The following is an 18,559-nucleotide window of genomic DNA, read 5'->3' on the forward strand; positions in this document are numbered from 1 at the left end:
GGTCCTGACGCCGACGCCGGGCATCGACGTCAGGACCGGGGAAAGAGGGTGGGCCTCCAGCAGAGTGTTGATCTGGGCTTCCAGAGCCCGGCGCTGGGTGTGCACGGCGGCGAGCGAGGCGGCCAGGGACGGTACGACGATGTCGAGGGTGCCCGTGCCGGGAACGACGACGGTCTGCTCGTCGAGGGCGTCGAAGACGTCGTCGATCAGCCGCTGGGCCATGCGCGGCGCCTTGGGCCGGATCAGTTCGACGAGCCGGCGGCGGCCGGCCTTGCGCAGAGCTTGCGGGGATCCGTAGCGCTCCAGGAGCCAGGTGACGGCCTGGTGGTCGAGGCGGGGGCCCAGGACGCGTTCCAGGCTGGGGTGGAACTGGGTGAGCAGGCCGCGTATCCGGTTGGAAGTGCGGGTGGCCTCGGCGGCGAGGTCCTGGTCGAAGCCGACGAGCACGGTGAGCTCGGAGGTGATCTCGTCGGTGAGTTCCAGGGTGCGCAGGGTGTGCGGCATGGTGCGGGCCGCGTCGGCGATGACCGCGGCGTCCTTGGCGTCGGTTTTGGCCTCGCCCGGGTAGAGGTCGGCGATCCGGCGCATAGCCAGTCCGGGCAGGTAGGCCACCTGGCAGCCCGCGTCCCGGGCCACGGTCAAAGGGAGGGCGCCGATGGAGGCGGGCTGGTCCACGATCACCAGGACGGTGCCGAACTTCGCGGTCAGCTTGTCGAAGACGGCCCGCAGTTTCGGCTCGCTGTTGGGCAGCTGCTTGTCGAAGACCTTCTTCCCGGCCGGGGTGAGCCCGTGGCCGTGATGAGCGGTCTTGCCGACGTCCAGGCCCAGGAACACGCCCACGTCTTCAATGTCGAACATCGCGCCCCTCCCCAAGGGGTGTTGACGGTGCCGGCCTCGGCTCGGGTGTCGTGCTCGCGCATCCACGTTATGCAGACCTGCCGCCCGCAAGCTGCCCGGCATTGCGCCGGACCGGGCGGTGGTCGGACCTCTCATCAGCGTCTCCGACGGCACCTCCCGGACCCGGTGACACCACCCCCCAGGTCATCCGTTCGACAGGGGGCAAAAGTCATGCCGGGCCCGGAGGCCAGCGGCCCTCTTGCAGGACCGCGAAAAAGATAACGGGGCTGGTCCGGTGCGCGGCCCGTATGGCGCCCCCGCCGGGACGGCAGGTCAGGAGTCCGACGGTGCGGCGTCCATGGGCAGCGGCGGCGGTTCTGCTGACCTGGGTGCTGCTGCATCTCCAAGCCGGACAGCGAGCGGGGCTCCCGGATCCGGCGCCGGTCCCGGTAACGGCTGCCGTGGTGGCGGTGGCCGAGACGGCCGGGGAACCGCGCCCGGGCGGTGCGGACGGGCCCGACCGGTCAGACCGCGGACCCGCGTCGCGGTGCTGCGCGAGGACGGGCCCCCGGCCGGGTGGTGCCTTCCGCCGACGGTGCTGTCCTGGTGGTTCCCGGCGTACGACCGCGCGTACGGCACGTACTCCCCCGGACTGCTGCTGCAGTTGCGGATGCTGGAGGCGGCGGCCGCCGACGGGAGCGAGTCGGCCGACCTGGGCAGCGGGCCGACGCGCTACAAGGAGTCGTTCAAGACGCGTGACCTGACGGTGTACGGGGGTGCGGTGGTACGCGCCGGGGCGGGTGGCGCCGTCCACCGGCCGGCGCGGGAACCGGTGCGCGCCGCTCGCCGTTTCGTACGTGAGCGGCCGGGCCCGGCCCGCGGGGCCGCCGGGACGCTGGAGGGGCTGGGCCGGTTGCGCGGCCGCTGACGGCGGCATCGGGCGGGCCCCGCCGCGTCCCCCCACGGCGCACGGTCACCCGCCGTGGTCCGCGGCTCGCGGTACGCGTGCTCGGCCGACGGGCGGCATCCCGGTGGGCGCCGGCAGGAAGAGGTGCCCGCGAGTGCGCTCGGCGGCGTCACATCCCGTCCTGCACCACTCCGCGCGTCGAGAGCGTCACGGGGTCCTTGTGGGTGAAGTCGCCCGGCGGGATGCCCGGATGATGCCCCTCGCGCGCAGGCGGGGACTGATCCGGGTGACCGCCCGGCCCCAGGGTGAGCCGGGAAACGATGCGGTAGCGGTCACCGCGGTAGAGGGAGTGCACGTACTCCACGGGGCGTCCGTGCGTGTCGGTGGTCAGGCGCTCGAAGAGCAGTGCCGGGGACAGCTCCGGCACGTCGAGCAGGTCGCCCTCCGCGCGTGTCACCACGGTGGGCTCGATCGACTGCACGGCCTCGCTGACCCGGACGGCGTGCCGCTCGCCGAGGTGCTCGTACAGGTCGCCCTGCTCCAGCTCCTCACTGGTCAGGTCCGCCACGAGATCGGCCGGCACGTGCAGGTACTCGATGGCCATGGGCGAGCCGTCCACCAGCCGCAGCCGCGCCACGTAGTGGATGCGCGCGGCCGGCGACATGCGCAGCTTGCGTCCCACCCGGGCACCCGCGGGCGCGGTGCTGACCTCCAGGATTCTGCTGGTCCAGGCGCCCGCGGCCTGCGGAAGACTGAAGGCCCGCCGGTCCGGCGCCAGTTCCTGGGTGATCTTCTCGGCGGCCACGAACATGCCCCGGCCGTGCTCGCGCACCAGCAGCCCGGCGACCACCAGTTCGTCGACCGCGGCACGCAACGTCGGCCGGGACACGCCGAGTTCCGAGCACAGGGTGCGCTCGGAGGGGATCGCGTCTCCCGGGCGCCGCTCCTCGACGAGTTCCAGGATCGCGTCGCGGACACGCTCGCGCTTGAGCACCGCACCGGAGGCGGCGGCGTCGATCTCCATGCAGTACTCCCCTGACTGGTCCGCTGGTCAGCCGAGCTTACCTGTCCAGGTCGGTCGCGAACCAGCCACGCCAAGCGATCAATGGCCGAACTCCCGGCCGTACGTGAGGGGTTGACGCCCCCATTGGTCCATGCCACCTTCGTCCAACGCCGACTGGTAAGGCCTCGACCCCTCTACTGGTCAGGTGCGGGTGCGTCGTGTCTCCCAGCTCCTCCTCCCTTCCAGCTCTTCCCGAGGTGAACCGTGAAGTACCGCTCACTCGCCCTGTTCTGCACGCTGGTGCTCAGCGCGGGGCTCGCCGCCTGCTCCTCGTCCGACGACACCGCCGACGGCGCCGGCGGTGGCCGCACCGCCCTGGACGTGTGGCTGATGCGTGACAGCGTCTCGGCCGACTTCCAGGAAGAGTTCGAGACGGGCTTCGAGGAGTCCCACCCCGGCATCGACCTGAAGATCCGGATCCAGGAGTGGGAGGGCATCGGCGAGAAGGTCACCGCGGCGCTGGCCAGCAACGACGCACCCGACGTCATCGAGGTCGGCAACACGCAGGTCGCCCAGTACGCCCAGAGCGGCGGCCTCACCGACTTCTCCGACCGGGTGGACGAGCTCGGCGGGAGCGACTGGCTGGCGGGCCTCGCGGAACCCGGCTCGTACGAGGGCAAGCAGTACGGCATCCCGTACTACGCCGCCAACCGGGTCGTGATCCACCGCACCGACCTCTTCGAGCAGGCAGGCGTGGACGCCGCCGGGATCAGGACCCGGGAGCAGTGGATCGCCGCGACCGGCAAGCTCGACCGGGGTGACACGCAGGGCATCTACCTGCCCGGGCAGAACTGGTATGTCCTGGCCGGCTTCGTGTGGGACGAGGGCGGCGACCTGGCCTCCGAGTCGGGCGGCCGGTGGAAGGGCGGGCTTGACAGCCCCGGGGCCCTGCGGGCCATGGACTTCTACCAGCGCCTCCAGGCTCTCGGCAAGGGCCCGAAGGACTCGGACGAGGCGCAGCCGCCGCAGGCGGAGGTCATGGCGAAGGGGCAGGTCGCCCAGATCATCGCGGTCCCGGGCGGGGCGAAGGTCATCGAGGAGAAGAACCCCGAACTGAAGGGGAAGCTGGGCTTCTTCCCGATTCCCGGCAAGAGCGCCGACCGGCCGGGCGCCGTCTTCACCGGCGGTTCCGATCTCGTCGTCCCGGCCGTCGCCGCGCACCAGGAGGAGGCGTTCACCCTCATCCGGGAACTGACGGGGGACGCCTGGCAGAAGAAGCTCGCGGTCGCCATGAGCTACGTACCGAACAAGACCACGCTCGCGGACGCCGTCTCCGCCGACCCCGGTACCGCGGCCATGGCCGCCGGCGCCGCGAACGGGCACGCCACGCCCAACACTCCCCAGTGGGCGGCGGTCGAGGCCAAGAACCCGGTCAAGGAGTACATGACGGCCGTACTCACCGGGCGCGACGCCGGGTCCGAGGCCGCGAAGGCGTCCCGGACGATCACCGACACGCTCAACAGCGGCTCCTGACCACCCCCGCCCCGCCACCCCGAGGACCAGGAGGCACCGTGCCGACCGTCCGTGAGCGCGGCGTGCCGCGCGACCTCAGCCGCCGTCCGCCGCCGCGCGGCGCCCGACGCGCGGGCGGGCGGGGTGCGGCCGGCCGGGCCGCCCTCCGGCCGTACCTGCTGATCGCGCCCGCCGTGCTGGGCATGCTCTACCTCCTGGTCTACCCCCTGGCCCGCGCGCTGCTCATCTCCGTCCAGGACTTCCGGCTGCGCCAGCTGATCCTCGGGGACGCCGACTTCGTGGGGCTGCGCAACTACCGGACGCTGCTGAGCGATCCGCAGTTCTGGGAGGTGGTGCGCCGGACCTTCGTGTTCATGGCCGTCAACGTGGTCGCGATCATGGTCCTGTCCACGCTGGTCGCGCTGATGGCCGAGCGGCTCGGCAGGGTGGCCAGGACCGTGGTGCTCAGCTCCCTGGTGCTGGTGTGGGCCGTCCCCGTGGTGGCCGCCACCACCGTCTTCCAGTGGCTGTTCCACTCCGAGTTCGGCATCGTCAACGAGGCTCTCACCGGCCTCGGGTTCGGCTCGTACGAGGGCTATCCCTGGTTCGCGCACGGCGGCACCGCGTTCGCCATCGTCGTGCTCCTCATCGTCTGGCAGTCCGTGCCGTTCGCCGCGATCACGCTCTACTCGGCCCTGGTCACCGTGCCGGCCGAGCTGTACGAGTCGGCGCGGATGGACGGCGCGGGCGGTGCGCGGATCTTCCGCTCCGTGACGTTCCCGCTGCTCCGGCCGCTCTTCATGCTGGTCCTGTCGCTCGAAGTGATCTGGACGTTCAAGGCGTTCGTGCAGATCTGGGTGATGACCCGGGGCGGACCGGGCGAGGCCACCACCATCCTGCCGGTGTACGCCGTGCAGACCGCGCTGTCCGGCCAGCGCTACGACCTGGGTTCCGCCGCCTCGATGCTCACCGTCCTGCTGATGAGCGGCGTCCTCGTCCTCTACTTCCGTCAACTGTTCCGACAGGAGGGTGAGCAGCTGTGAGCACCCCGCGCCACCCGCTGCGCCGGGCCGCACGGCGCCTGCCGATCAACGCCGCCGCCGCGCTCACCGTGGTGATCTGCCTGTTCCCCGTGTACTGGATGGTCACCACCGCGTTCAAGCCGTCCCCGGACATCCAGTCGTACGACCCACGGCTGCTCCCTCGCGCCTGGACCCTCGACCACTTCCGGCGGGCGGTCGGTGCCGACGGCTTCGCGCTGTTCTGGCGCAACAGCGTCCTGGTCACCCTCAGCGCCGTGCTGCTCGCCCTGCTCGTCGCCCTGGGCGCCGCCTACGCCGTGGCCCGGATGCGCTGGCGAGGGCGCCGGCAGTTCGTGCTCGCGGTGTTCATCGCGCAGATGGCGCCCTGGGAGTCGCTGATCATCCCGATCTACATCATCTCCCGCGACACCGGCATGCTCGACCGGCTCCCGACGCTGACACTGATCTACTTCATGATCACGCTGCCGTTCACGGTGATCGTGCTGCGCGGCTTCATCGCCGGCATCCCACCCGAACTGGAGGAGGCCGCGCAGGTCGACGGCTGCACGCGGGCCGGCGCCTTCCGCAGGATCGCCTTCCCGCTGCTGGCGCCCGGCCTCATGGCCACCTCGCTGTTCGGCTTCATCACCGCCTGGAACGAGTTCACCTACGCCAACTTCCTCATCATCAAGCAGCAGGACAGCCGCACCCTCCCCGTGTGGCTCTCCTCCTTCCAGTCGACCTTCGGCACGGACTGGGGGGCCACCATGGCGGCCTCCACGCTCTTCGCCCTGCCCGCGCTGGCCATCTTCCTCGCCCTGCAGCGCCATGTGACCGCCGGGCTGGCCTCGGGAGGCGTCAAGGGCTGACCGCCACCCGCCGTCCCCGCCCCACCGTGCACCGCCGACCAACGGAGCCGTCCCGTGGACCTGCCACGCCCCGAACTGGCCCTCGTCCCCCGCCCCCGCCGCCTCTCCACCCGCTCCGGCCGCTTCCGTCTGGACGGCGCGACCCGGCTGCGGGTCACCCCGGGAGCCGAACCGGCGGCGGCCCTGCTGCGCACGCTCCTCGCCCCGGCCACCGGCCTGCGCCTGGGGACGGCCGCCGACGGCGCCTTCGTCCTCGCGCTCGATCCGGCCCTGACCGGCCTGGGCGACGAGGGCTACGGCCTGACCGTCAGCCCCCAGGGCGCCCTCCTGCGCGCCGCCCGGCCGGCCGGGCTCCTGCGCGGGGTGCAGACGGTACGGCAACTCCTGCCCTACGACGCCCTGTCGGGACGGCCCGTGCGCGGTGTGCCGTGGGACCTGCCGGCCGTGGAGATCACCGACGTGCCCCGCCACTCCTGGCGCGGCTCCATGCTCGACGTGGCCCGTCACTTCCAGCCGGTGTCCTACCTGCGGCGCCACGTCGACCTGATGGCGCTGCACAAGCTGAACGTCTTCCACCTGCATCTCACGGACGACCAGGGCTGGCGGATGCCGGTGGCCGCCCACCCCCAGCTCACCGAGATCGGTGGGCGGCGGACGGAGTCGATGGTGGGCCCCGCCGGCAGCGACCGTTTCGACGGTGTGCCGCACGGCGGCGCGTACACCCGGACGGAACTGCGGGAACTGGTCGCGTACGCCGCCGAGCGGGGGGTGACCGTGCTCCCGGAGACCGGCGTGCCCGGGCACGTGCGCGCGGCTCTGGCCGCCCACCCGGAGCTGGGCACCGACCCCGGGCGCCGCCTGGACGTGTGGACGCGGTGGGGCGTGTGCGAGAACGTCCTGGGCACCGGCGACCACGTCCTGGACTTCTTCCGCACCGTCCTGGACGAGGTGATGGACGTCTTCCCCTCGCCCTACGTGCACATCGGCGGCGACGAGTGCCCCACGACGGAGTGGGAGCGGAGCCCGGCGGCCCGGGCCCGCGCCGCGCGTGAAGGGCTGCCCGGGCCCCACGCGCTGCACCCGTGGTTCATCGCACGGATGGCCGAGCACCTCGTGCGCGCGGGCCGCCGGCCGGTCGTGTGGGCCGAGACCGGCGTCGCTCTTCCCCTGGACTGCACGGTGATGAGCTGGCGCGAGCCGGGGCACGCCCGCGCCGCCGCGGAGCGCGGCCACCAGGTCGTGCGCGCCGACCACCGGGCCACCTACTTCGACTACGCGCGCTCCCGCGGTCCGCAGGAGCCGCCCGCCCAGCCCGGCCCGGTCGTCGACCTGCGCGCCGTCTACGACGTCGACCTCGCCCCGCCGGCACCCGACCCGCGGGTCGCGGCACGGGTGCTCGGCGCCCAGGGCCAGGTGTGGACCGAGTTCGTCCGGACGCCGGAGCACATCGAGTACCTCACCTATCCGCGGCTGTGCGCGCTCGCCGAGCGGGTCTGGGACGGCTCCCGCGGCTGGCGCGACTTCACCGCCCGGCTCGCGGGGCACCGGGCCCGCCTGGACGCCCTGGGCGTCCCGCACGCCGACCCGCCGGCCGCTGTGCCCGTGTCACCGAGCATGGGCGGCGCCCGCTGAACACCGGCGCCGGCCCCGGGCGTGGCCCGGCGCCACCCGTCGGCGTTCACCCCACTCCACGCACCACCCCACCGACGCTTCCGCACCGGCGGGAGCCACACCGAAAGGAAACCGGATGAGAACCCGACCCACCGTCGGCCGCACCCGTCTGGCGCTCGCCCTGGCGGCCCTCCTGGGCGGCGGTGCCCTGACCGCCCTCCCCGCCGCCCAGGCCGCTCCCACCGCCGAGGGGCTCAGCGTCCAGTACCGCACCAGCGCGGGCGGGGCCACCGCCGACCAGACGGAACCCTGGCTGAAGATCCGCAACACCGGCTCCTCGGCCGTGCAGCTGAGCCAGGTCAAGGTCCGCTACTACTTCAAGGCGGACGCGCCGAACGCGTCGTACCGCTTCGCCTGCTCCTGGGCGGTGCGGGGGTGCTCCGCCATCACCGGCACGTTCGGCACCCTGAGCAACCCCACCGCGACGGCCGACCGTTACCTGGAGATCGGCTTCACGGCGGCGGCCGGGACGCTGGCGCCGGGCGCGGACACCGGTGACATGCAGCTCCGCTTCCACCGGACCAACTGGCAGACGGTCCGGCAGAGCGACGACTACTCCTTCAACGGGGCCCGGACCTCGTACGCCGACTGGGAGAAGGTCACGGCCCGGGTCGCCGGCGCCACCGTGTGGGGGACGGCGCCCGAGGGCAACGACCCCACGGACCCGACCGATCCGCCCGACCCGACGGACCCGCCCGGCGGCGGACAGGCCCTGTTCGACGACTTCGACTACCGCTCGCACACCGACCCCGCGATCTCCGCGCACGGCTGGAACGTCCGTGCCAACTCCGGTGGTCCCGGCGTCCCGGGCGCCACCTGGGACCCGTCGAAGGTCACCTTCGTCTCCTCGGGCGGCAACTCGGTGATGAACCTGGAGACCTCCACCGCGGGCACCGGCGCGTCCACGACCCACACCGAGGTCCTCACCAAGGCCATGAAGTTCAAGAACGGCACCTACGCGGCCCGCGTCAAGTTCTCCGACGCCCCCAAGTCGGGACCCGACGGGGACCACCTGGTGCAGACGTTCTTCACCATCAACGACCTCAAGGCCCCGATGGCCGACGACTACGCCGAGTACGACTTCGAGTACCTGCCGAACGGCGGGTGGGGCGAACCGTCGAACATCCTGTACACGACCTCCTGGGAGACCTACAACCCTGACCCCTGGCAGGCCGTCAACCAGCACTCGGAGCAGCGCGTCAGCTACGCGGGCTGGCACGACCTCGTCGTCACCATCGACGACCGCGCCATCACGTACTACGTGGACGGGCGGCACTTCGGCACCCACGACGCGCAGTACCTGCCCGAGCGGCCGATGTCGATCAACTTCAACCAGTGGCTGATCGACCTGAACGGCCAGACGTCGACGACCCCGCGCGCCTACGACCAGCAGGTGGACTACGTCCTGCACGTCAAGGACCAGGTGCTCACCCCGGCCCAGGTGGCCGCCAGGGTCGCCGGGTACCGCGATGCCGGTACGGCGTTCGTCGACGAGGTCCCCTCGTCCTGATCCCCGGCGGGGACGGTCAGAACAGCCGCTCCTGTGCGGCGGAGGACCGTCCCCGCCGGCTGCGGCGCGGGGTGCTCGGGGCGGGCGCGGTGTCCCCGAACAGCGGGGCCGTGCCGTACTCGTCGGGCTCGGCCGGAACGGCGGCGGGCCCGGTGCCCACGTTGAGGACCAGCGGCGCGTCCAGGTCGAAATCGCCCGGCGTCATCGCCGTCCACTCGCGGTCCTGTCGCTCACCCACGCACCGACACCTCTCTCGCCGCCGCCCGCCGCGACCACGCGACGCTACCAGCCCCCGCACCGGACGGTGATCACCGCTCCCGTCCGGCCCGCTTCCCTGGTTCCCGGACATCCGGCGACCGACGCCTCATGATCGATACCGCGCCGCGGGGGCCGCCTCCGCCGGACGAGGAGCGGTGAAGCCACGGTTCAGGCCCGGGGGTCCGCCGCCGGCGGGCTCGTGATCCGTTCGCGCGGCACCCGGACGTCCCGCCCGGCTGGGGGACGACGGCGAGCGCTCCTCGTCCCGCGATCCGGCGGACGCGATCGCGGCCCCCGGCCACGGACCGCCGCCGGCCGGCAGGGCCGCGCCGGGTCCGCCGCGCCGGCCACCGCGTGCGGCGACCGTGGGTCCCGCCCGTGCGGCGGGAGCGGGCATCCTCACCGCGATGGGGGTTTGATCCGGCGGATCGTGTCGACGCTCACCACATGAGCCAGTCGAAGTGTGAGACAGAGCGAAAGTACGAGCCGACCTCCTCCGGAGCCGGCGGGCTGCCGGACCTCACCGGTGTGGGCCCCGTCGCCTCGGTCACCGCTGCCGGGCCCGAGGAGCTGGACGCGGTCTACCACGACACCGCGGATCTGCGGCTGGCCGGGGCGTCGGTGACGCTGCGCCGCCGTACGGGCGGAGCGGACGCCGGGTGGCACCTCAAGCTGCCGCTCGGCGGCGACAGCCGGGAGGAGGTGCGGGCTCCGCTGTCGGACGACGTGCCGGAGGCGCTGCGAGAACTCGTCCGCTCCCGCACCCGGGGCGCCCCGCTGCGTCCGGTCGTCCGGATCCGGTCCATCCGTCACCTGCGGCATCTGCGCGACGCCGGCGGCACGGTGCTCGCCGAGCTGAGCATCGACGAGGTGCGCGCGGAATCCCTCCGGGGAGGCGGCCACGCCGAGTGGAGCGAGCTGGAGGTCGAACTCGCCGACGGGGCCCGCGCCGGACTGCTCGACGCGGTGGAGAAGAAGCTGCGCAAGAAGGGGGTCAGGCGGGCCGACAGCCCCTCCAAGCTGGCCCGCGCGCTGCGGGAGACCGGCCTGGAGCCCGAAGGGGCGCCGCACGCGTCCGCCGAGGTGACGCCCGGGTCCCCGGGCTCCTACGTGCTCGCCTACCTGCGCGAGCAGGTGGGCGAGCTGACGGCGCTGGATCCGGCCGTCCGCCGCGACCTGCCCGACGGGGTGCACCGGATGCGCGTCGCGTGCCGCCGCCTGCGCAGTTGTCTGCGCTCGTACCGGTCCGTGCTCGACCGGCGGGTCACCGACCCCGTCCGGGCGGAACTGCGGTGGCTGGCGGGCGAGCTGGGGGGCGCGCGGGACCAGGAGGTGCTGCGCGAACGCATCGGCACCGCCCTGGACGAGCTGCCCGGTGACCTCGTGCTCGGCCCCGTCGCCGCCCGGTTGCGGGTGTGGGACGTGTCCGGCGGCGACCAGACGCGCACGCGTACCCGGGAGGCCCTGGCGTCAGCACGCTACCTGCGTCTGCTGGACGCGCTGGACGCGCTGGTCCGGCAGCCGCCGCTGCGCGCCAAGGCCGGCGGGAAGCCGGGCCGGGTCATGGCCCGGGCGGTCCTCAAGGAGTACGACCGCTTCGCCGCGCGCATGGACCGGGCGATGGAACAGCCGCCCGGGCAGTCGCGGGACGCGGCGCTGCACCAGGCGCGCAAGGCGGCCAAGAAGGTCCGCTACGCGGCCGAGGTCGCGCGTCCGGCGCTCGGCAAGCCCGTCACCCGTCTCGGCAAGCGTGCCAAGGCGGTCCAGAAGATCCTCGGAGACCACCAGGACGCCGTCGTCGCCCAGGACGCCCTGAGGGGGCTCGCGGTGGCCGCCCACGGGTCGGGGGAGTCCGCGTTCACCTGGGGACTGCTGCACGGCCGGGAAGGGGCGAAGTCGCAGGCACGGCAGGAGGAACTCCCGTCGGCGTGGCGGGCGGCGTCGGACCCCGCGCTCCGGGCACCGCTGCGGCACTGACCCGCACCGCCGGCCGCCGGCCACCGGGCGCGGAGCCCGGCGGCCGGGGTCAGTCCGTCCGGCCCGGGTGGGTCCCCGGACCGTCCCCGTGTCCGGCCAGCGGGGTCGGTGACAGGTCCACGGCGTCCTCGCCGGCTTCGAGCAGGGTGTCGGCGGCGCCCACGATCAGCGGATCGGGCCGGCCCACCGCCCGGTGGTCCTTGGCCGGGTAGTCGCAGCGGTCCAGCAGGCTGCGCATGGCCTCCAGCCGGCCCCGGCGCTTGTCGTTGTTCTTGACCACCGTCCAGGGGGCGTGCGGCGTGTCGGTGGCACGGAACATGTCGACCTTGGCCGCGGTGTAGTCGTCCCACCGGTCCAGCGAGGCGAGGTCCGTCGGCGACAGCTTCCAGCGGCGTACCGGGTCGACCTGGCGGATCGCGAAGCGCGTCCGCTGCTCCGCCCGGGAGACGGAGAACCAGTACTTCACCAGCAGGACGCCGTCGTCGGTCAGCAGACGCTCGAACAGCGGCGCCTGCTCGAGGAACTGGCGGTACTCGGACTCCGTGCAGAAGCCCATCACGCGCTCGACGCCCGCCCGGTTGTACCAGGAGCGGTCGAAGAAGACGATCTCGCCGCGGGCGGGGAGGTGGGCCACGTAGCGCTGGAAGTACCACTGCCCCGCCTCCCTCTCGGTCGGCTTGTCCAGGGCGACGACGCGCGCGCCGCGAGGGTTCAGGCGCTCGGTGAAGCGCTGGATGGTGCCGCCCTTGCCGGCCGCGTCGCGGCCCTCGCACAGGACGACGACCCGCTGCCCGGTCTCCCTGACCCACCGCTGCATCTTCAGCAGCTCGATCTGCAGGACCCGCTTCTCCCTCTCGTAGTCGGACCTGCGCACCCTGTGGTCGTACGGATGGTTCTCCCGCCACGTGTCGACGGGCCTGCCCTCCGCGCTGAGCAGGATCGGCTTCTCCGGCCGTCGGTCGTCGACGCGCATGCCGTCGAGGAGGTTGTCCTCGACGGCCTCGTCACCGGCGTCGCGCGACTGCGCCGCCCCCGCGTCCTCACACTTGGATTCCACTGGAACTCTCCCCTCGTCTCACCGGTCTCACGCGGCGTGTGCCCGGTCGCGCACCGCGCGCACCGCCCCGGCCGGGGTCCTGACGGCCGTGACCCGGTAGATGGTGCGGCCGGGGTCGGTCAGCGGCTCGCCCAGTGCGATCCGGCCGGCGGCGTGCAGTTTGTCGCACTCGGCGGTGGGCAGCGCCGCGTAGCAGCCGCCCCTGCCGGTGGCGGAGTCCAGCGGCCGCCAGTAGCTGTATCTGCGTCGTCCGCCCTCGCGCACGGTGACGAACACGGGGGTGCGCGCGTCGGCGACGATCCGCAGGACGTCGGCCTCGGCGGTACTGAGCGGGCCGCCCGGACGGGGCCCGCGTCGACCGGTCGCACGGGAGGGGGCGGTCTGCGCGTGGACGACGGTAAGCGGCATCGGCTGTGGCCTTTCCGGGACAGGGACTCGAGACCGCCTACCCGCTCCGGCCGGTGTTGATCTCGCTTGTCCGGCATTCTTGTGCACCCCACTGACAACGCCGCCCCCCTTCCTCCGCAACACGGCTGGTCAGCCCAGGGGTACGCCCGTGCGCCGCAGGGGGTGCGGGTTCAGGCGGGCGAATCCTTCCTGGCGTTCGTAGGGGAAGTACGGATAGGGAGCCGTGGTGGCACTCGCGGCGTCGAGCCGGGCCACCTGGTCCTCGGTGAGGGACCATCCGACGGCGCCGAGGTTCTGCCGCAGTTGCTCCTCGTTGCGGGCGCCGATGATCACCGAGGAGACGGTCGGGCGGCGCAGCAGCCAGTTGAGGGCGATCTGCGGGACCGTGCGGCCCGTTTCCTCGGCGATGACGTCCAGGGCGTCGACCACCCGGTACAGCAGTTCGTCGGCGACGGGCGGACCGTGGCCGGCCGTGGTGTGCAGCCGGCTGCCGGGCGGGAGCGGCCGGCCGCGGCGGACCCCGCCGGTGAGCCGGCCCCATCCCAGCGGGCTCCAGACGACGGCCCCGACGCCCTGGTCCTGGGCGAGCGGCATGAGTTCCCACTCGTAGTCCCGGCCGACGAGGGAGTAGTACACCTGGTGCGCCGCGTAGCGCCGGTGCCCGTGGGCGTCCGCGTCGGCCAGCGACTTCATCAGCTGCCACCCGCTGAAGTTCGAGACGCCGGTGTAGCGGAGCTTCCCGGCGCGTACGAGGTCGTCGAGGGTGGAGAGCACCTCCTCGACCGGGGTCCCGGCGTCGTAGGCGTGCAGCTGGAAGAGGTCGATGTGGTCCGTGCCCAGCCGGCGCAGGGCCCGGTCGACGGCCGTGATCAGACGCGCCCGCGAGGTTCCGGCCTCCGTGGGGCCGTCGCCCGTCGGCAGCCCGGCCTTCGTCGAGATGATCACCTGGTCGCGGCGGCCCCTCACGGCGGCGCCGAGGACCTCCTCCGACGCGCCGCCGGAGTAGACGTCGGCGGTGTCGAACATGGTCACCCCCGCTTCCAGGCAGATGTCGACCAGTCGGCGCGCCTGGGTCTCGTCCGTGTCGCCCCAGGCGCCGAAGAGTTCACCGCGCCCGCCGAAGGTGCCGGCGCCGAAGCTGAGCGCCGGGACCATCAGTCCGGACGCTCCCAGTCTCCTGTATTCCACTACCGCATCCCCTCGTCCGGCCGTCCGCCGCACCGCGGTGGTGTGTGCGGTGCGCACGGGACGGCAATCATTAACGGGACCCGTGTTCCGTTAAGATGTTCACAGGTTAGCAGCGCCCCCTCTCTAATGGAACTGGAGTGCCGTTATGACGTCCGAAGGTGTCGAGCCGGGCACCGTCCGCCCGGGCGGACGTACCGCGCGCGTACGATCCGCGGTACTCCGGGCCGCCGGCGACGCCCTGGCCGAACACGGTCTGGCCGGCCTCGACCTCGCCGACGTGGCCCGTCGCGCCGAGGTCGGGAAGACCACGGTCTACCGGCGCTGGGGGACCCCGGCCACCCTGGTCGCCGATCTGCTCGCGGACATGGCCGAGCAGTCGCTGCCGCGCACGGAGACCGGCACGCTCCTCGGCGATCTGCGCGCGAACGCCCGGCTGGTCCGGCACACCCTGGCCGACCCGCGCCAGGGCGCGCTCTTCAAGGCGGTGATCGCCGCCGCGGCCTGCGACCCGCAGACGGCCGCCGCACTCCACCGCTTCTACGACGTCCGCGTCGCGGAGTGGGAACCCTGCGCCCGGCAGGCCGTCGAACGCGGCGAACTCCCCGCCAACACCGACACGCGCGAGGTGATCCGCGCGGTCTCCGCCCCCCTCTACTACCGCCTGCTGACCACCGACGAGCCGCTCGACGAGGCCGCGGCGGACCGTGCGGCCGAGGCCGCCGCGGCGGCGGCACGAGCGGGAGCGTTCACCTCCGCCGCGACCTGACGGGAAGCGCCCCGGCGGACGCCGGGGCGACCGCAGGACCGGGCCGGATGCGCACCGATGGGTGATTCTCTCGTCGAAACCCTTGCCCCGCCGATGGCTCACCTCTTAAATCACACCTTGAACTAAGCCCGGTTCCATCCTCGGCAGAAAGCGCCCGCATGAGACTCAGATCCCTGGGTGTCGCGCTCGTCGCCACGGCGGCGCTCGTCACCCTCCCCGCTCCGATGGCGGCCACCGCGGCCGACACCCCCCTGTCCCAGGGACGGACGGCCACCTCGTCGTCGGCCGAGAACGCCGGCACACCGGCCGGTCTCGCCGTCGACGGCGACTCGGCCACCAGATGGTCCTCGGCCGCCAGTGACGACCAGTGGCTCCAGGTCGACCTCGGCGCCACCGCCTCCGTCACACGGGTCGTCCTCGACTGGGAGGACGCCTACGGCAAGGACTACAAGATCCAGCTCTCCCGGAACGGGAACGACTGGACCGACGCCAGGACGGTGACCGGCGGCGACGGCGGCACCGACACGCTGGACGTCTCGGGCGAGGGCCGGTACGTCCGCATGCAGGGCGTCCACCGGGCCACGCCCTGGGGCTACTCCCTGTGGGAGTTCCAGGTGTTCGGCACCGCCGGCGGCACCGGACCCGGTTCCTGCGACGCGGGCGACGCCGCGCGCGGCAAGCCCGCTTCCGCCTCCTCCGTCGAAAACCCCGGAACACCCGCGTCCGCCGCGTTCGACGGCGACACCGGCACCCGGTGGTCCAGTCAGGCCTCCGACCCGCAGTGGGTCCAGGTCGACCTCGGCTCGGTGCGCGACCTGTGCAAGGTGGACCTCCACTGGGAGGCCGCCCACGCCAAGGACTTCCGGATCGAGGCCTCCTCCGACGGACGGACCTGGCACACGCTCCAGGCCGTGACCGGCGCCACCGGAGGCACGGCCTCCTACGACGTCAGCGGCGAGGGGCGGTACGTCCGCGTGCACGGCACGGCACGCGCCACCGGTTACGGCTACTCGTTGTGGGAGGTCGCCGTCCACACCGGCACGTCCGGCTCAGGCCCGATCCAGGGCGGCGGCGACCTGGGACCGAACGTCATCGTCGTGGACCCCTCCACCCCGAACCTCCAGCAGAGGTTCGACCAGGTCTTCGCGCAGCAGGAGTCGGACCAGTTCGGCAGCGGGCGCTACCAGTTCCTGCTGAAGCCGGGCACGTACAACGGCATCAACGCCCAGGTCGGCTACTACACCTCCGTCTCCGGTCTCGGACTCAACCCGGACGACACGCAGATCAACGGTGATCTCACGGTGGACGCGGGCTGGTTCGACGGCAACGCCACCCAGAACTTCTGGCGTTCCGCGGAGAACCTCGCCCTCAGGCCGGCCAGCGGCACCAACCGCTGGGCGGTGGCGCAGGCCGCCCCGTTCCGCCGCATGCACGTCCAGGGCGGCCTCAACCTCGCCCCCAGCGGCTACGGCTGGGCCTCCGGCGGCTACATCGCCGACTCGAAGATCGACGGCACGGTGGGCCCGTACTCGCAGCAGCAGTGGTACACCCGCGACAGCTCGGTCGGCGGCTGGACCAACGGCGTCTGGAACATGACGTTCTCGGGCGTGGAGGGCGCACCCGCGACCAACTTCGAGAGCGGCCCGTACACCACGCTCGACACCACGCCGGTCTCCCGCGAGAAGCCCTTCCTTTACCTGGACGGCGACGCCTACAAGGTGTTCGTGCCCGGCAAGCGCACCGACGCCCGCGGCGTGTCCTGGCCCGCCAACGCCGGTGGCACCTCGCTGCCGCTCGGCCAGTTCTACGTGGTCAAGCCCGGCGCGACGGCGGCCACCATCAACGCCGCGCTGGACCAGGGTCTCAACCTGCTCTTCACCCCCGGCGTGTACCACATCGACCGGACCATCGAGGTCGACCGGGCCGACACCGTCGTGCTGGGGCTCGGCCTGGCCACGATCATCCCGGACGGCGGTGTCGACGCCATGCACGTGGGCGACGTCGACGGCGTGCGGCTCGCGGGCTTCCTGATCGACGCGGGCCCGGTCAACTCCGACACGCTCCTGCGGATCGGCGAGCCCGGCGCGAACGCCGACCACGCCGCCAACCCCACCACGGTGCAGGACGTGTTCATCCGCATCGGCGGCGCGGGCCCGGGGCGGGCCACCGACTCCGTCGTCATCAACAGCGACGACGTCCTGGTCGACCACACCTGGATCTGGCGCGCCGACCACGGCGAGGGAGTCGGCTGGGAGACCAACCGCGCCGACTACGGTCTGCGGGTCAACGGCGACGACGTCCTCGCCACCGGTCTGTTCGTCGAGCACTTCAACAAGTACGACGTCCACTGGAGCGGGGAGCGCGGCCGGACGATCTTCTTCCAGAACGAGAAGGCCTACGACGCCCCGAACGAGGCCGCCATCACCCACGACGGCATCGTCGGCTACGCGGCCTACAAGGTCGCCGACTCGGTGGACGAACACGAGGCGGTGGCGCTGGGCAGTTACTGCAACTACACCTCGGACCCGACGATCGTCCAGCACCACGGTTTCCAGGTGCCGGTCAAGCCGGGCGTCAGGATGCGCCACCTCCAGGTGATCTCGCTGGGCGGCATGGGCCAGTACCGCCACGTCATCAACGACACCGGCGCACCCACGTCCGGGACGGACACCGTGCCGTCCAAGGTCACGCGGTTCCCGTGACGTGACCCACGGGCAGCCGTGAGGCCGCCGGCGGTGCCCGGAATCCGCCATTGCCGTCGGGAGACGCGGACGGCGGTGCGGCGCGGGGCGGCTCCGTTCCGCGCCGCACCGCACCTGGGCGTTGTCATGCGCGAACGCCCGTCACCGCCGGTTGTGGCGGCGCCCGCACAGGGCCTTCACCGTACGCTCACTTCCAGCCGAGCCGTGTGCACACCGTTCCCCGGGGTGCAGACGGTGCGCGGCGGCCGTGCCTAGTCTCCCGGGCCATGCGATCCACACGAACGAGGCGCTTCGGCCTCGCCACGATCATCGCCCTCGCCCTCGCCCTGTTCGGCCTGGCGCCCTCCGCGAGCGCGGCCGCCCCCGCTCCGGCGGAGCTGACGTTCACCACCGACGCGGCGACCACGCAGCCGGGCGGCACGGTGAACCTGTCGATGACGATCAAGAACAACCAGACGTACGACATCTGGTTCGTCTACCAGACGATCGACCCGACGTGGCTGACCACCCAGCGGCCCGATCTCAAGTACAGCTTCACCGGATGCAGCCTGGCGTCGGAGGCCGGCGCCGTCCCGTGCACCGGCACCGGCCCCGCCGACCTCGGCACCAACTACGGCGCCACCATCCCGCCCGGCCAGAGCCGCACCGTCACCCTGACGCTGCAGATCGCCGCCGACTCCGGCTGCAACGGCGACATCGGCTTCTACTCGTACTACTACGCCGAGTTCAGCGACAGCACGAGCGTGAACGGCGGCCCGGTCCACACGCCGCAGACCCGCGTCCTGTGCGCCTGACCGCCCGCCCGCGCGCGCACTGACCGGCGGCGGGGGGACCACAAAGAGACGAACCAACCCACGGAGAGGGGGAAACCA

The 18,559-nt window shown here is 72.6% G+C and carries 16 protein-coding genes; 10 read left to right on the forward strand and 6 right to left on the reverse strand.

The features are described 5' to 3' along the window. Nucleotides 1-858: IS110 family transposase (locus ACVV2G_RS29220; RefSeq protein WP_453844320.1), on the reverse strand; the 858-nt coding region annotated here is incomplete at its 3' end. Between the two features lie 526 nt (nt 859-1,384). Between ACVV2G_RS29220 and ACVV2G_RS29225 the strand changes: the two genes are divergently transcribed. Continuing rightward, nucleotides 1,385-1,765 (forward strand): GNAT family N-acetyltransferase, encoded by a 381-nt coding sequence (locus ACVV2G_RS29225; protein WP_453845779.1) that lies wholly within the window; start codon nt 1,385-1,387, stop codon nt 1,763-1,765. A 148-nt stretch (nt 1,766-1,913) separates the two neighbouring features. On the opposite strand, the gene ACVV2G_RS29230 is transcribed toward ACVV2G_RS29225, so the two are convergent. Further along, nucleotides 1,914-2,768, reverse strand: coding sequence for a GntR family transcriptional regulator (locus tag ACVV2G_RS29230; protein WP_453845780.1), 855 nt, complete (start codon nt 2,766-2,768; stop codon nt 1,914-1,916). 243 nt (nt 2,769-3,011) lie between these two features. Between ACVV2G_RS29230 and ACVV2G_RS29235 the strand changes: the two genes are divergently transcribed. The 5 genes from ACVV2G_RS29235 to ACVV2G_RS29255 all read left to right on the forward strand — a co-directional run bounded on the left by ACVV2G_RS29235 (nt 3,012) and on the right by ACVV2G_RS29255 (nt 9,331). Beyond that, the gene (locus ACVV2G_RS29235; protein ID WP_453845781.1) at nt 3,012-4,280 is read left to right on the forward strand and encodes an extracellular solute-binding protein; all 1,269 of its coding nucleotides are present in this window, start codon (nt 3,012-3,014) and stop codon (nt 4,278-4,280) included. Between the two features lie 38 nt (nt 4,281-4,318). After that, entirely contained in the window at nt 4,319-5,302 is a 984-nt protein-coding gene (locus ACVV2G_RS29240) for a carbohydrate ABC transporter permease (protein ID WP_453845782.1), read from the forward strand. Continuing rightward, complete coding sequence (locus tag ACVV2G_RS29245) at nt 5,299-6,150, forward strand: carbohydrate ABC transporter permease (RefSeq protein WP_453845783.1); 852 nt, start codon at nt 5,299-5,301, stop codon at nt 6,148-6,150. Before ACVV2G_RS29240 ends, ACVV2G_RS29245 begins: the two co-directional genes overlap by 4 nt. 54 nt (nt 6,151-6,204) lie before the next feature. Then, nucleotides 6,205-7,782: a beta-N-acetylhexosaminidase gene (locus tag ACVV2G_RS29250; RefSeq protein ID WP_453845784.1), complete on the forward strand. Its 1,578-nt coding sequence runs from the start codon at nt 6,205-6,207 to the stop codon at nt 7,780-7,782. 115 nt (nt 7,783-7,897) lie between these two features. Further along, a complete protein-coding gene (locus tag ACVV2G_RS29255) occupies nt 7,898-9,331 on the forward strand; it encodes a cellulose binding domain-containing protein (RefSeq protein WP_453845785.1) in 1,434 nt (477 codons plus the stop codon). Between the two features lie 16 nt (nt 9,332-9,347). Here the strand turns inward: ACVV2G_RS29255 and ACVV2G_RS29260 are convergent, their stop codons facing one another. Beyond that, complete coding sequence (locus tag ACVV2G_RS29260; protein WP_453845786.1) at nt 9,348-9,569, reverse strand: hypothetical protein; 222 nt, start codon at nt 9,567-9,569, stop codon at nt 9,348-9,350. A gap of 467 nt (nt 9,570-10,036) precedes the next feature. Between ACVV2G_RS29260 and ACVV2G_RS29265 the strand changes: the two genes are divergently transcribed. Continuing rightward, complete coding sequence (locus tag ACVV2G_RS29265) at nt 10,037-11,566, forward strand: CYTH and CHAD domain-containing protein (RefSeq protein ID WP_453845787.1); 1,530 nt, start codon at nt 10,037-10,039, stop codon at nt 11,564-11,566. A 49-nt stretch (nt 11,567-11,615) separates the two neighbouring features. Here the strand turns inward: ACVV2G_RS29265 and ppk2 are convergent, their stop codons facing one another. The 3 genes from ppk2 to ACVV2G_RS29280 form a co-directional block, all read right to left on the reverse strand. Continuing rightward, entirely contained in the window at nt 11,616-12,623 is a 1,008-nt protein-coding gene (ppk2, locus tag ACVV2G_RS29270) for a polyphosphate kinase 2 (RefSeq protein ID WP_453845788.1), read from the reverse strand. A gap of 27 nt (nt 12,624-12,650) precedes the next feature. After that, complete coding sequence (locus ACVV2G_RS29275; RefSeq protein WP_453845789.1) at nt 12,651-13,031, reverse strand: hypothetical protein; 381 nt, start codon at nt 13,029-13,031, stop codon at nt 12,651-12,653. A gap of 129 nt (nt 13,032-13,160) precedes the next feature. Further along, nucleotides 13,161-14,219: an aldo/keto reductase gene (locus ACVV2G_RS29280; protein ID WP_453845790.1), complete on the reverse strand. Its 1,059-nt coding sequence runs from the start codon at nt 14,217-14,219 to the stop codon at nt 13,161-13,163. Between the two features lie 145 nt (nt 14,220-14,364). On the opposite strand from ACVV2G_RS29280, the gene ACVV2G_RS29285 reads away from it, so the two are divergent. From ACVV2G_RS29285 to ACVV2G_RS29295, 3 genes are all read left to right on the forward strand, one after another. Next, nucleotides 14,365-14,985: a TetR/AcrR family transcriptional regulator gene (locus ACVV2G_RS29285; protein WP_453845791.1), complete on the forward strand. Its 621-nt coding sequence runs from the start codon at nt 14,365-14,367 to the stop codon at nt 14,983-14,985. Between the two features lie 158 nt (nt 14,986-15,143). Next, nucleotides 15,144-17,687 (forward strand): discoidin domain-containing protein, encoded by a 2,544-nt coding sequence (locus tag ACVV2G_RS29290; RefSeq protein WP_453845792.1) that lies wholly within the window; start codon nt 15,144-15,146, stop codon nt 17,685-17,687. 266 nt (nt 17,688-17,953) lie between these two features. Then, a complete protein-coding gene (locus tag ACVV2G_RS29295) occupies nt 17,954-18,481 on the forward strand; it encodes a COG1361 family protein (protein ID WP_453845793.1) in 528 nt (175 codons plus the stop codon). The last annotated feature ends 78 nt before the right edge of the window (nt 18,482-18,559 follow it).

Source organism: Streptomyces sp. JK94 (assembly GCF_053613315.1).

What these genes read in the sequence shown, in the direction of transcription:
- ACVV2G_RS29230 (WP_453845780.1), bottom strand. Translation starts at nt 2,768, where the DNA reads ATGGAGATCGACGCCGCCGCCTCCGGTGCGGTGCTCAAGCGCGAGCGT.
- ACVV2G_RS29255 (WP_453845785.1), top strand. Translation starts at nt 7,898, where the DNA reads ATGAGAACCCGACCCACCGTCGGCCGCACCCGTCTGGCGCTCGCCCTG.
- ACVV2G_RS29265 (WP_453845787.1), top strand. Translation starts at nt 10,037, where the DNA reads ATGAGCCAGTCGAAGTGTGAGACAGAGCGAAAGTACGAGCCGACCTCC.
- ACVV2G_RS29275 (WP_453845789.1), bottom strand. Translation starts at nt 13,031, where the DNA reads ATGCCGCTTACCGTCGTCCACGCGCAGACCGCCCCCTCCCGTGCGACC.
- ACVV2G_RS29285 (WP_453845791.1), top strand. Translation starts at nt 14,365, where the DNA reads ATGACGTCCGAAGGTGTCGAGCCGGGCACCGTCCGCCCGGGCGGACGT.
- ACVV2G_RS29290 (WP_453845792.1), top strand. Translation starts at nt 15,144, where the DNA reads ATGAGACTCAGATCCCTGGGTGTCGCGCTCGTCGCCACGGCGGCGCTC.
- ACVV2G_RS29295 (WP_453845793.1), top strand. Translation starts at nt 17,954, where the DNA reads ATGCGATCCACACGAACGAGGCGCTTCGGCCTCGCCACGATCATCGCC.